Origin of the sequence: Pantoea cypripedii (assembly GCF_002095535.1) — a bacterium.
GTDB lineage: Bacteria > Pseudomonadota > Gammaproteobacteria > Enterobacterales > Enterobacteriaceae > Pantoea > Pantoea cypripedii.
Genome location: NZ_MLJI01000001.1, coordinates 1,595,042 through 1,609,087, shown reverse-complemented (window position 1 = coordinate 1,609,087; position 14,046 = coordinate 1,595,042). Strand labels below are relative to the sequence as shown.

The window sequence follows — 14,046 nt, the reverse complement described above, 5'->3', positions numbered from 1 at the left end:
CTCAGGCTTCGCGCGTCAGTTGTGCCACCGCATCCACCACATCCTGCACGGTACGCACCGAGCGGAACATTTCCGGGCTGAACTTGTGACCGCTGCGCTTTTGCAGATGCACCACCATATCGACGGCATCAATGCTGTCGAGTTCGAGGTCTTCATACAGACGCGCATCCGGGCGGATGTCGTCAGGTTCAATTTCAAACAACGAGGTCAGCAGCGCTGCAACTTCCTGGTAAATCTCATCTTTATTCATCATGCATACCGCTCTCAGGCTTGCTGTTGTTCAATAAACGCGGCCAGCGTGGCCACGGAAAAGAAATGCGCGCGCAGCCGTTCACTTTCTGCGGATAGCTGCACGCCGAAGCGATTTTTCACCGCCAGACCCAGTTCCAGCGCATCGATGGAGTCGAGTCCCAGACCCTCACCAAACAGCGGTGCATCGGTATCGATATCGTCCACGCTGATATCTTCCAGATTTAGCGTGTCGATAATCATGTGTTTAATTTCGTTGATCATGGCTTGCATAGCTTAGTTGGTCTCTTCAGGAGTCAGAGCCTGTTGCAGGTGACGCGTCAGGTGACGTGCCGCCAGTGGCTGCGCATCTTCATGCGCTTCATAAAAGCGCTGGCTGGCAATACGTGATTGTACGCGTACAGTAAATAGCGGTTTAACCGGTGGAATCTGATACCAGCGGCTCTGCTTATCCAGCATACGTTGGGTGCAGCTGATATGAACCACGCGCAGATCGCATCCGGCACGCACGGCGATATTGGCCGCGCCCCGTTGTAATTTTAGTGGCTCGCCGTAACGAGTACGGGTGCCTTCGGGAAAAATCAGAATGGTATCGCCACGTGCCAGACGCTGCTGGCTCTCGGGCAGCAGCGTGGCGGCCTCGCTGTTGATCAGATAATCCGCGGCACGGATCACGCCACGCAAAAAGAAGTTATGTTGCAACTCGGCCTTCACCAGGCAATCCATCTCGGGTAACACCGAGGCGATCATCACGTAATCGATTAACGAAGGATGGTTGGCAACAATCAGGCAGCCACGATCCTGTTGCAGCAACTCAGCTCCGTCGATGCGATAGTCATAGACGCCCACCCAGCGGCAAAAGCGCAAAAAACAACGGAAACTGCGGGCGATGCTGCGCCGGGCGATCTGACGGCGACGCGCTGCATCACGCTGCACCAGCAGCAACAGGTTGAACCAGACCAGCGACAGCAACAGCCCGCCGACGCTGAACAAAGTAAAACTGACGGCCGTCATCAGCAGCCGCCAGTAATAATTCCAGCCGCCGCCACTGCGCTTAATCATGCGCACGCTCCCACACCCATTCATGCCGTTCTCCTGGCACACAAACGGTGTACTGCTGTGCGAGCAGACCATGCAGAAACAGTAAACTTTGCGGCAATGATGCAGGATGGCCTGGGCGTTGTGGCCGAGCCTGACAACGCCAGTCGTCACCACGACGCAATAACAGCGCCACCGCATAAGGGGCATTGAACGGCATCTCTGCCAGCCAGGGGCGATAATATTCCGGTACGAGGCCGTCGAAATCCACCAGCATCACCTGCTGATAACCGGCCTGATGCAGTGCCGCCACTTCCAGCAACCCCTGCTGGAAGCTATCCATCCCCGCCGCCAGCGAGGTGGATACCAGAGGCTGACGTGCTGCAATGGTCAGGCTACCGACGGCAGAGTTATGGACGGACATGGCGAAATCGGTAGGGGAAAGCGCCTGCTGCTGTGCCAGGGCTTCAAGTATGCGCAGGTTGCGCTCCAGTTCACCGTGACGGCTGGTAAACACCACCGCATCCACCTGCTGACGCGCCAGCAACGCCAGGCCGCACTCCACCGCAGCACGGCTGCCGCTGCTCAGACGGCGCGCCGTCATCATCGGCAAAAATTGGGGTTTCGCCATCGGCAGAGTGGCATCAATGTGCGGAGCCTGGCCAGCCCAATGCTGCCAGGCGCTGAGGGTATCAAGGCCAGGTGCCAAAGCGTGCCAGTCGATGAGTGTGTAAGCGAGTTTCATACCTGCATTCTTTTTATAAGCCAGAGGGAAGGTCAGATTTTGCTGGTGCGGCATCCCTTCCCTGCCTGGTTCCGGTCATCCGCGGTGACGGATGTCTGCCGATTAAAGAAGGCGGGCAACTGACTAATTCTATAACCTGGTGGCAGACCTGCACGCAGACGCGCTTATCGCGTCGCCAGTGCCGCCAGTGCCGCCAAACGCAGCTGGATGTCCTGATCGAGGTTATGTACCCAGCGATTGTAATTACGATGAATCTGACCATTCGCCGCTAACAGGTTCTGGCTGCCAACGTATTGAATGCTGTAAGTTTGTGCGCTGTAGGTCACCCGGATTTCTGCGGTGTGGCCACGTTGTGTCAGGCGGCCATTGATCACCCCCGGCCCTGCCGATGTCATCACCCACTGACGGCTGAGACCCGCTTCAATAATGGTGTTTTTCATCTGGTTGTCGCTGTAGCGCTGGCTCAGCGTTTGATTGATCGCCGCGATCGGCGCAGTACGAGAGACACAACCGGTTAACAACGTCGCCGTGACCACCAAAGCCACGCCCCATGTTTTCATCATCATTTCCCTTTTTTCCCCTGTTATGAGCAAACCCTTCGCCCTCTGGCGCGCTGAGAGTAATGCCGCATGGTGCAAAAACAAGAGAAAAAAGCATAAATCACTTTATTATCAGAATGTACTCACGGAATATCAGATAAGTCTGTGATTAAACCGGAATATCCACCACAAAATAGCGCGGATGCATGATGATCAACCTTTCCAGCCATCCCCCAGATCGATGATGCGCTTTGCCACGGTTATAACGTCCCCAGCCGCGTCAGCAATTGCTGCAACACTTGCTCGGTGACCGCCAGCGCCTGCGGGTCGATATCCGCCAGCAACTGGGCGCGTAGCGTATCGGCCTGAGTTTTGACTTCGGCGAAAGCAACGTTGCCCTGCTCCGTCAGCATCAGCAGGCGCTTGCGACGATCCTCCTGGGGCTGGACACGCGCCAAAAGTTGCTGTTTCACCAACCGATCCACCAGTGGCACCACACTGGCCTCTTCCAGGCCCAGCAGTTGCGCCAGCGCTTTTTGCGTCGGTGGTTCATTTGCCGTTGCCACCGTGGCGATAGCCATCCAGCTACTCATACTCAGCCCGCTTTCTTTTAAACGACGGTCAACCGCCAGCCGCCATGCGTGCGCGGTGAGATGTAATAAACGGGAGAAAGGTTGTGGATAGTCAGTCAAAGGATAGTTACCTAATGGTTAGGTACCTAACTAAACAGTACCGTTATTATACGCAGACCCGGTTGCGAATGAAAAGCACCCACTCACACGCCAGAATCCCTCAATAATTCACGCTGATCATTGTAGTGCGAAATTTGACTAAAACAGTGAAGCTGTACAGCCTTGTTGTATAAGTTTTGCGAAGTAACCGTCTATTTATCTGGCTGTAAGTTAAAGAATGGCACAAAATGTTCATGATTTACCTTGTACAAATTGATGGTCATTGTATAAGTTTATTCCCCAGGGACTGGTTAACAGTCCTGTAACGAATGATGCACGTTGTGCCGCCTCTGCAGGTGTTGTGGATTTCCACCTCCAAAGGTGTTTTTTTGTGAGTGAGATGACATTGGGTCTTTCACGCCTGTCCGCGTGAGAGTTTTATCATCGCCGGTCTGATACCCCTTATCAGACCGAATTCAGGACTTTACACATGCAAAACGCCGTAATAAGCCGCGATCAGGCCATCGCGCACTATTTCAATCTGGCGAGTGAAGGTGCAGACAAGCAAATGGCCGTGTTTGGCCAAATCGTTGCTGAAATCCTGCAAACCGGTATGCCAGTCACTAATAAGGCGATTATTTCTGCCCTGATTGCCCGGCTTGAGCAGGAAAATGATGAGGCCCAACTGGATATTTATCGCCAGTTGCTGGAGATCGTCGTGCATAAAACACCGGATGATATCTCGGTCTGAATTACGATTCCATGGATGGAATCCCCCTGCCTGACGACAGATTTAGTCTGGCATCCTACTGCATTGACCGGTAACATCCCTTTCCCTGTCTGTTTCTCATCTGGTTACTGCCTTACCGTTCGGTAAGCGCAACATAATAAAAGAGCCTGCACAATTTATGAGCCATCTAACCGAAGATCTCACGGTAAGCCGCGTATTACGCTCGCCTGCCCTACTCACCCGTGAATGCCTGGCCGGGATCATTACGGCACTGGCCCTGATTCCTGAAGTCATCTCATTTTCCGTGATTGCGGGTGTCGATCCTAAAGTCAGTCTCGTGGCGTCAGTGGTGCTGTGCCTGACATTATCCCTGCTGGGTGGCCGCCCGGCGATGGTCACCGCCGCCGCCGGATCGGTGGCGCTGGTCATCGGCCCGATGGTGCACGCGCATGGCGTGGAATATATTCTGCCAGCCGTGGTGATGGGTGGCGTGATTCAGATTCTGTTTGGCCTCGCGGGTATGGCGCGCATGATGCGCTATATTCCGCGCTCGGTGATGATTGGCTTCGTCAACGCGCTCGGGATTCTGATTTTCTTTGCGCAGGTACCCCATGTCTGGGGCCAGTCTGGCCTGGTGTGGGTGTTGTTCGCCGTTACGCTGGCGATTGTGCTGTTGCTGCCGAAAGTGCTGAAAAGCGTCCCCTCCCCGCTGGTGGCGATTGTGGTGGTGACCGCTGTGGCGCTGCTGCTGGGTTATCGCGTGCCAAATGTCGGTGATGAAGGCCCGATGACCGCCGGATTACCGGGTTTCACTACGCTGCTGGTGCCGCTTGACCTGCAAACGCTGCAAATCATCTGGCCGACGGCGCTTAGCATTGCCTTTGTTGGCCTGATGGAATCACTGCTGACGGCGAAACTGGTGGACGATATTACCGACACCCCATCCAGCAAACGCCGCGAGTCCTGGGGACTGGGCATCGCCAATATTCTGGCCGGTTTTTATGGCGGGATTGCCGGTTGTGCCATGATTGGCCAGACCATTGTGAACGTGGAACTGGGTAAAGCCCGCACCCGCGTTTCCACCGTGGCCGCCGGGCTGGTTCTGCTGCTGCTGGTGACCGGCCTGAGCCGCATTATGGCGCAGATCCCGATGGTGGTGCTGGCGGGAATTATGATGGTGGTGGCAGTGAAAACTGTGAACTGGCATAGCCTGCAACCCACGACACTCAAACGCATGCCGTGGTCAGAAACGCTGGTGATGGTGCTGACCGTCGCCGTGACAGTCTGGACCGGTAACCTGGCGCTGGGTGTGTTAGTTGGCGTGATCCTGGCCATGATGCTGTTCGCACGCCGCATTGCGCATGTGATTCACGCCGAACGTCAGCTGAGTGAAGACGGTGAGCAGGTCCATTACACCGTGCGTGGCCCGCTGTTTTTTGCCAGCAGCAACGACCTGTTCGAACATTTTGACTACGCGCACGACCCAAAATCAGTGACGATTGATTTGACCCATGCACAGGTCTGGGATGCCTCCAGCGTCGCGGCGCTGGACGCCATTGAATATCGCTATCAACGTCATGGTGCCACCGTAACCTTTATCGGGCTGGATAACCGCAGCAGTGATTTCCATCGTCGCCTGACGGGGACGCTGGGGTAAGTTTTCGCATAAATAGCAGGGGCCAGCCGTGTTACCACGCTGGCCCCTGACGTTTTATGATGTGATTACAGGATGGTGACGTGGATCCTGTCTTCAATCAGTACTTCCGATTGACCACTGCTGTGGTAATCATGATAAACCTTGCCATCTATGGTGACGGTGCCGTTATCCTGCCAGTTATCCGCCCCACCGCTGAGTTCAACGTTGCCATTCTCGCCAGTGACGAACAGCGCATCATGATTTTCGCCTTCCACCTTATCCAGCGTCTGATTATCCACTTTCAGGGTGTTGTTGCCGTTGGACATATCAATGTTGTGCATATCCTTCAGCGCATCCACCAGATTGGCCAGATCAACGTTCTGATGATCGCCATCCAGCAGCAATGCAATACCGCTGTCATCGTGATGGGTTGCTTCATCAACACTGAACGCACGGGCCGCTGGCGTGGTATCGTCCACCACCGGTGCATCATGGCTGTTATAAATCACATACACCTGGCCATTGAATTGATCGTTGTGTACATCAGGATTTTTATTGGTAAGTGCCACACCCAGCTGCGAAGGTGCGCCCACAATCAAATCCGGCTGGCCATCCCTGTTCATATCAACAACATCCACTGACCAGCCAAAAAACTGATTTTCAACGCTGCCGTAATGCACTTCCCCCCAGCCGTTGTCGAGTATGGTCTGAATATCGATCTGACCATGGTTGGCTTTCAGTGCCTCCTCATAATCCTTTTCATGGCCGCCATAAACGATATACACCGCACCGACAACTTTGTTGTTATTCACCGCCAACGGATCGCTAATGACCAGATCTTTGACGCCATCGCCATTGAAGTCATAACCGCCAACTACGTTGAGACCAAAACCCTGCTGGCTACCGGGATGATTGGTACTGATGATGCCGTAGCCGTATTGGGTATCGAAATCCTGAACCGTCCCGTTGACCCCAATATTGATATCGCCCTTAATCTTATTGGCATGCAGCACCCATACCTTGCCATTGGTGGTACCGAAATTATCGGTACTGGAACCAATCGCAATGTCCGTATCGGTGCCATTACTGAACCCGCCAAGATTGGCAATATTATGGTTGTGCGGAATTTGTTCAGCCCCACCGCCATCGGCAATCGGGCGTGCATTGATTTCATTTAACTTACCCGCACCGATGTTATGGATGCGGATCAACTGGCTCGGATCCACATCAGCGATTTTGAAGCTCGCAGGTAACCCCCCTTCTGGCATTTGATACAGATACCAGGTGCCTTGCCCGCTACCGCCCTTCACCGTGGCCTCCGCATCCTGAATGGCAAGGTACTGATGTTGATCGCCGACAATATCCCCCAGCATCTGCATATCGGAGCCGAAGTTGTAGTTCTGGGTCGAACCGTTGGCGTCGGTGTAATCTTCATAATCGATATTACCCACCACCATGCCATCCGGTGTGGTCATCGGCACCCACGGAGCATGCGGAGTCCCGTTTGTCGGGTCGGGTTGTAGCTTAATGTTCCCCCATTTTCCGCTTTCAGGATCAAAGGTGACGGTGGTAATCACCCCCTGCTCACCGCGCGGAGCGGAAATGTCACTGATCAGGAATGTCAGCGTACCATTCGCGTTAGCAACGGATCCCACGTTGAAGCCAAAATATTTCCCCCAATCCGTATCAGTCATCATAAAGCCATGAGGACTGTGACCACCTTCAGCATTAGCAATCTCTTTAAGATCGAAATTATTCGGCAATGGTTCATGAACGAAAAATACTTTGTCATGCCAGTGTGAATAAATCGCCACCCAGCCACCATCCAGCGCTTTGATGCCATAACCCATCAGATCACTGTCATCCCCATTGGCATTAGCCACGGCACTGCTGTTGGTAATAATGGTGCCAATTTCCGGATGAGCTTTGAACAGCGCTTCCATGCTGGTACTTTCGGTAATCATCCAGGCAAACTCTTTTGCAACTGCGTAAATTACCCCCTGATAATTTGCGCCTTTAGCGCCGTTCAGACCCCCTCTGGGCGCGGTGATATAAATGAAGTCTTCGGTAGTGGTAATGGCATAACCAAAGTTGTCCCCGGTTCCCTCTCTTTCTTCAGTAAAAAGGACTACGGGCGCCGAGGGCAGTACCGTCCAGCTACCGTCTGCACTGCCGTTCAGATAACCCGGTCCCGATTCGTTAGTCGCCTGATCCACCACCACCGCGCTGATATGATGCGGCCCGGTATCGAGCGGATGATCCTTATCAGGGGTAAAGCTCCAGCTCCCGTCAGGATCGACTTTCACGTCACTGGCAATAATCTTGCCCTGATCATCCTTAATAGTGACCGTCACTGTATCGTACGTGTCATCATCCTTGAGGGTGACCTGCCCGCTAAACGTTGGCGTAGCATCGGTTTTTTCTGAGTCAGTGACGATGGTGGTGCTGCTGTTGTTGGTGGTATCCACATGGAACACCGGCACCGCCGTTTCGCTATGATTGCCAGCCGCATCCACCACCTGAACCTGCATGTGGTCATAGCGACCATCAGCCAGATCAGGTACCTGGGTACGCCACGCCCCCTGATCATCTGTTTTCACCGATATCAACACGTTGCCATCCTTATCGAGGATGTTTACCGTGCAATCGGGTTCCGCTGTACCGCTGAGCGTCGGCGATTTATCGTTGGTCACGCCATTGGCCAAAATGACTTCGTTGGTCTGGTCATTGGTGACCACGATATCGGTCGCTGGCGCTGGAGGAACGGTATCCTGGGTGTAATCCACCGGGCCGGTGGTGGCACCTAAATTCCCCGCAGAGTCGGTGACGGTCACGCTAATATGGTGTGGCCCCTCGCCCAGACCGTTGTCCGGGGTAAAGGTCCAGTTACCTTCGGCATCAACGGCAACTTCGCCTAATTGATCTTTGCCGTCTTTGATGATGACCTTATCGCCTGGTTTCGCACCGGTAACATGACCACTGAAATGTGGCGTACTGTCGTTGGTAGGATGGTTGCGATCGACGATCTTCTCATCATCGTCGGTGATCTTCAGGGTGCTGGTGCCCTCTTCCGGCTGAGTATTCTGGTCATACTCCACCGTGAAGGATGGCGTGCCTTGGTTACCCGCCTCATCGGCGACCGTCGCAGTGATTTTGTGTGGGCCATCGCCCAGCTCGGGATCCGGGACAAACGTCCAGTCGCCATTTGCGTCGATTGCGGCTTCGCCCAGGATCTTACCGTCGTCCCTGACGATCACCTTATCCCCCGCCTGCGCACCGTCTACGTGGCCGCTGATATGCGGAGTGCTGTCGTTAGTCGGCTTTGAGCCATCAATCGTCTCGTTGGCATCATTGGTGATGCGGATGGTGCTGACGCTGTCCGGAGGCGTGGTATCGACGTGCAGATCGACCTGTTGTGATGCGCCACTGTTACCCGCTGCATCCTGTAATTCAGCGCTAAGCTGATGCTGGCCCTCAGCCAGGTTATGATCTGGCGTATAGATCCAGTGACCATTGGCATCAATGTCCACATAGCCCAGCACCGTACCGTTATCCTTAATGACCACACGATCACCCGCCTCTGCACCGGCGACAGTACCGGTAATCGTCGGCGTGGCGTCGTTAGTGATGCCATGGGTAATCACCGATGGATTGCCCGGATCATTGTCGTTAACCAACTGAAGATCAGACAGTGTGCCTGGAGGTGGCGTGGTATCAACATTGACCGCCATATCGGATGAAGTGCTGCCACCTCCGGGATGGGTGACATCCACCTGCAAATTGCTGTCGCCTTCCGCCAGCGGGACATCCGGGATGATCTGCCAGTCACCATTCTCATCAACCACGGCAGAACCAATAACATTGTCGCCATCTTTAATGGTGACGGTCATGCCGGGTTCCGCTTTACCCTGAATAGTCGGGGTCGCGATGTTGGTGGTATTGCCAGTGATGCGATTGCCATCCTTATCGCTGATCGCAATGTCATAGGCGGGATTGGGCTGGCGATCGCTGCTGTCGTTGCCTGAAGGTTTGTCCGATCCGCTACCATGATGTGACGCTGCTATCACCCCGCCAGCAATGGCTGCGGTGGCGAGACCTGCTGCCGCTGCCGCCCAGCCACCGGACATGCCGAATAGACCCGCAGCGCCTTTATCGTCGTTATCATCCTGCTGCTCGGGTGCTTTGACATCTGCCACCTGGGCAGAGAGACTGCTGTCGCCTTCCTGAGCGGGCATCGCTTGCCGGGTACTGCTTTCACCCTCTGTCAGCGCGCTGACCAGCGAAGCATCGCCAGCTGATGACCAGCTATAGCGATGTCCCTGATCGTCTATGCCATAGATTTCCGGCGGTGTCTCCTGCGCATAGTAATCTTCAATCAACACCACGGGATGCTTACCCTGTTCGGTAAAAATTTCCAGATCATCACCATGACGGACAAACTTCAGGCTTTTGATGGAAGCGATGTCTGCACCTGCTTTAATGCCAATCTGGCCATGCGGTGGTGACTGGATAGTTAATTGCGTTAACGGCTCAACTTTGATGATAACGTTATTTTCGCTGGCGTTAATATTCGCTGCACGATTCACTAAGTCGTCCGTTGACGATGAATATGTCATATTAATTTCCCGGTGTTGTATTTTAGCATTCTTGCTGTGCTAAAGCACAGGATTAAGGTCTATCTGAAATGTCGCTTTATTAAAGGCAAGCAACTCGGAGGATGATAGATGTTGAATTAACACAAATATATATATCGGGGCAGCTATATACGTGAAAGAGTCCTGATAAAAGCCTCGCCATCAACTTAATAAACAACCACAAAAAATAGATAACAGACTGAAAAATAAAAATATAAATCACAAAATCAGGATCGCATCCAGATCTCATAAATTAATCACAGGAATAAAGTCAAACTCCCTATTATTATCCCCCGCCAATCTTTTCATCCCATGCCAGTACAACTTAAAAATAAAAAAATATAGAAAAGAAAAATAAAGGCAGATGACATTACCATTATCCAGGATTAGAAAACCTCATTATGAAAGAAAATAATAACCCGTCATCTTCTGCACTTCAGGAAAAAGATACCTTACTCTGCGCTATAACCTGGCTTGTCAGACACCATGGAAAATCGGCCAGCGAGGACGTGCTCTATGCGGGTCTGCCGCGCGGGGAACGCCTGGCTCCCGATATTGCCATGCTGATGCTGGAACAGGCTGGGATTCAGGCGGGATGGGTAGAGAGAGATATTCTGACCGTGTCTGAATCGCTCTACCCGGTCATCCTCGCCATGACCAGCGGCGAATATGTCATCCTGCTGGAAAAACATCAGGGACGATACAGCCTGCTGACGCCCACCAATGGGACCCTGCGCCATGTTTCACCAGAGACATTGGCTAATGAGACTACAGGTTTTGCCTTGCTGACAAAGTTAAAGGTTCAACCTGCGCCCCGTGGCGACCAGGAAATTTTGCCTGATAGCGATCGGTCAGGACATTGGCTCTTTTCCAACCTCTGGCGCTTTCGCCAGTATTTCTACAGTGCCGCACTGGCTGCGCTACTCGCCAATGTGCTGACGTTATCGACCACATTTTTCACCATGAATGTCTATGACCGGGTGGTGCCAACCGGGGCTTATGCCACGCTCTGGTCACTGGCAATCGGGGTGTTGATCGCCATTACCTTTGAATTCATCGCGAAACAGATAAGAACCTGGCTGGTCGATTCCGCCGGAAAAAAAGCCGATTTGCTGGTGGGTTCGCTGCTGTTTCGCAAAACGCTGGCGATGCGCATGGAGTGCAAACCCCGCTCCGCTGGCTCGTTTGCTAACCAGCTACGGGAATTTGAATCGGTCAGAGATTTCCTCTCTTCGGCTACACTGGCGACGCTTTCCGATCTCCCCTTCTGTCTGCTGTTTATCAGCATCATGTTTGCCATCGGAGGGCCGCTGGCGATGATTCCTTTACTGGCAATCCCGGTGATTATCATTGCTGGTGTCGCGATCCAGTGGCCGCTGTCACGGTATATGCAAGAGAACATCAGTGAGATTTCGCAGAAACAGGGATTGGTTATCGAAACGATCGTCGGGCTGGAAACCCTTAAAGCGGCTAAAGGTGAAGGGGTGATGCAAAAACGCTGGAATGATTTCAGCGCGCTGGCGGCGGCATCGTCCATGAAAACCCGCTATCTGTCGAGTCTGACCAGTAATTTTGTCAGCTACGTGCAGCAGGTCTGTACCATTCTGATCGTGCTGTGGGGCGTGTATCTGATTCATGCCGGGGAAATGACCATGGGCGCATTGGTCGGGATGGTGATCCTTTCAGGGCGCTCGTTATCACCGCTGGCTGCCGTGGTTGGCCTCGCCATTCGCTTCCAGCAGGCAAAAACCGCCTTACATTCCCTGAATCGACTGATGGCGATGCCGACAGAGCGCGATAAACAGGCGCACTTTTTACCTGCACCGCCGCTGAAAGGGGAAATAGCACTGCGCCACGTCGGTTTTCATTACCCCAAAACCGGTCTTCATGATCCTCAACCCATTCTGCATCCGTTAAATATCAACATTCGACCAGGTGAACGCGTCGCCATTTTAGGCAGTATCGGGAGTGGTAAATCGACGCTGTTGAAAATTCTCGCCCGCCTCTATTTGCCCACCCAGGGTCAAATGACGATGGATTCCCTCGACGTCAACCAAATCGATCCCGCCGACTGGCGTTCCGCCTGTGGTTATGTTTGCCAGGATAATCGCCTGTTTCAGGGAACGTTACGGCAAAACATCATTATGGGAAATCCTGCCGTCAGTACCGAACACTTTTTACAGGTGGCGACATTAACGGGCATTGATGCTATCGCCCGCCGTCACCCCTCAGGGTACGACATGCCGGTTGGCGAAATGGGGCAAGGGTTGTCAGGCGGGCAAAAGCAACTGGTCTCTCTCGCCCGCTGTTTACTGCTTAATCCCTCGATTTTACTGATGGATGAACCCACCAGCTCAATGGATAGCACGTCAGAAGCGCAGTTTATTGCACAACTGAAGCAAGTCATCCAGCAGAAAACCCTGGTGATTGTGACCCACCGCGCGGCGGTGCTGAGCCTGGTTGAACGCATCATTGTACTGGAAGACGGAAAAATTCTGGCTGACGGCCCCAAGGCCCCGATTCTGGCCAGGCTTTCCCAATCGTCACTACCGGCCACATCCGGACGTAAGGAGGCGCCCCATGCGTGAGAAAACCCAGCTCCAGCCGACTGATATGCCGTTTCTCGACGATCTGCAAAGCGCGATTATTCTGCAGAAAACCCCAAAAAGCATGCTGGTTTTGTGGCTGCTGTTGTTCGTGGTCGTCACGGCTCTGGTGTGGGCGCATTTCGCCGTGGTTGAAGAAGTGACCAAAGGTGAGGCCAAAGTGATCCCCGCCAGCCATGAACAGATCATTGAAAGTTTTGAGGATGGCACACTGGAAGCACTGTTTGTGAAAGAAGGCGACCTGGTGGAAAAAGGTCAGCCACTGCTCAAACTGGATTCAACACGATCAGAGGCAAATTATCAGGAAGAGTTGTCCAAATCCTATAGCCTGAAAGCGGCAATCGCACGCGCCAGAGCGGAAGCCTATGATTTAACCTTAATTTTTCCCGAGGCAATTAAAGACTTTCACACTCTGATTCAGGATGAAACTCAGGCCTATCAGACCCGACGCAAATTGCTGGAGGAGAGCATCAGCTCCCTTTCACACAACCTGAAGCTGGCGGAAGAAGAGGTCAATTTGTCAGAACCGCTGGCGAAACGGGGATTGATATCAGACATGGAGATCCTCCGCCTGCGGCGACAGGCAAATGATCTCCGGCTACAAATAGCCGACCGCACCAACAAGTACCATTCCGACGCCAACAGCGAGTTGACCCGGCTGGAGTCTGACCTGGCCCAGGTCGAGGCACGGCTGATTGGACGCAAAGATGTGATTAAGCATGCGCTGATTACTGCTCCGGTCAGAGGGACGATCAACAGTATCAAAGCCACGACCATTGATGGCGTTATCTCGCGCGGCGAACAGATTATGTCTCTCATCCCGTCAGAGGATAATTTGCTGCTGGAGACCCGCATCAAACCCACCGAAGTCGCCTTTTTACGTCCTGACCTGCCCGCTACGGTAAAAATCTCCGCCTATGACTTCGCCATTTATGGCAGCCTTGACGGCGTCATAGAAAGTATCAGCCCCGATACCATTATTGATGAAACTAAAGCACGTTCGGGCCGTGAGGATGCGACCTATTACCGGGTTTATATCCGCACCCATGGCACGGATTTACATGTCAAAGATAAAAGTTTCCCCATTATTCCAGGGATGACCGCCAGCGTAGAGATCAAAACGGGTGAAAAAACCATCCTGTCTTATCTGCTCAAGCCGGTTTTAAAAGCGCGCGAAGCGTTCAGGGAGAGATAAAAC

The 14,046-nt window shown here is 53.2% G+C and carries 11 protein-coding genes; 4 read left to right on the top strand and 7 right to left on the bottom strand.

Going from position 1 to position 14,046, the window contains the following annotated elements:
- Nucleotide 1 precedes the first annotated feature (1 nt).
- The 6 genes from HA50_RS07480 to HA50_RS07455 form a co-directional block, all read right to left on the bottom strand.
- Nucleotides 2–253 (bottom strand): acyl carrier protein, encoded by a 252-nt coding sequence (locus HA50_RS07480; RefSeq protein WP_084873832.1) that lies wholly within the window; start codon nt 251–253, stop codon nt 2–4.
- Nucleotides 254–264: 11 nt separating this feature from the next.
- Nucleotides 265–522, bottom strand: a complete 258-nt coding sequence (locus HA50_RS07475) for a phosphopantetheine-binding protein (RefSeq protein WP_084873831.1) — start codon at nt 520–522, stop codon at nt 265–267.
- 3 nt (nt 523–525) lie between these two features.
- Nucleotides 526–1,335, bottom strand: a complete 810-nt coding sequence (locus HA50_RS07470) for a lysophospholipid acyltransferase family protein (protein ID WP_084873830.1) — start codon at nt 1,333–1,335, stop codon at nt 526–528.
- Nucleotides 1,304–2,032, bottom strand: coding sequence for a beta-ketoacyl synthase chain length factor (locus HA50_RS07465; protein ID WP_084878406.1), 729 nt, complete (start codon nt 2,030–2,032; stop codon nt 1,304–1,306). Before HA50_RS07465 ends, HA50_RS07470 begins: the two co-directional genes overlap by 32 nt.
- Before the next feature lie 164 nt (nt 2,033–2,196).
- A complete protein-coding gene (locus HA50_RS07460) occupies nt 2,197–2,598 on the bottom strand; it encodes a hypothetical protein (protein WP_167379239.1) in 402 nt (133 codons plus the stop codon).
- Nucleotides 2,599–2,831: 233 nt separating this feature from the next.
- Nucleotides 2,832–3,263, bottom strand: coding sequence for a MarR family winged helix-turn-helix transcriptional regulator (locus HA50_RS07455; RefSeq protein ID WP_084873829.1), 432 nt, complete (start codon nt 3,261–3,263; stop codon nt 2,832–2,834).
- 469 nt (nt 3,264–3,732) lie between these two features.
- Here HA50_RS07455 and HA50_RS07450 point away from each other — a divergent pair, with 469 nt between their 5' ends.
- Both HA50_RS07450 and HA50_RS07445 read left to right on the top strand, forming a co-directional pair.
- On the top strand, nt 3,733–3,993 hold the full coding sequence (locus HA50_RS07450; protein WP_084873828.1) for a biofilm/acid-resistance regulator YmgB/AriR: 261 nt from the start codon (nt 3,733–3,735) through the stop codon (nt 3,991–3,993).
- Nucleotides 3,994–4,150: 157 nt separating this feature from the next.
- Nucleotides 4,151–5,629 carry a SulP family inorganic anion transporter gene (locus HA50_RS07445; protein ID WP_084873827.1) on the top strand — a complete coding sequence of 493 codons (1,479 nt, stop codon included), beginning with the start codon at nt 4,151–4,153 and terminating at the stop codon, nt 5,627–5,629.
- Nucleotides 5,630–5,694: 65 nt separating this feature from the next.
- Here HA50_RS07445 and HA50_RS07440 read toward each other — a convergent pair whose 3' ends face one another.
- Complete coding sequence (locus HA50_RS07440; protein ID WP_084873826.1) at nt 5,695–10,224, bottom strand: Ig-like domain-containing protein; 4,530 nt, start codon at nt 10,222–10,224, stop codon at nt 5,695–5,697.
- 419 nt (nt 10,225–10,643) lie between these two features.
- Here HA50_RS07440 and HA50_RS07435 point away from each other — a divergent pair, with 419 nt between their 5' ends.
- Both HA50_RS07435 and HA50_RS07430 read left to right on the top strand, forming a co-directional pair.
- On the top strand, nt 10,644–12,830 hold the full coding sequence (locus HA50_RS07435; protein WP_084873825.1) for a type I secretion system permease/ATPase: 2,187 nt from the start codon (nt 10,644–10,646) through the stop codon (nt 12,828–12,830).
- On the top strand, nt 12,823–14,043 hold the full coding sequence (locus HA50_RS07430) for a beta-barrel domain-containing protein (protein ID WP_084873824.1): 1,221 nt from the start codon (nt 12,823–12,825) through the stop codon (nt 14,041–14,043). Before HA50_RS07435 ends, HA50_RS07430 begins: the two co-directional genes overlap by 8 nt.
- Nucleotides 14,044–14,046 lie beyond the last annotated feature (3 nt).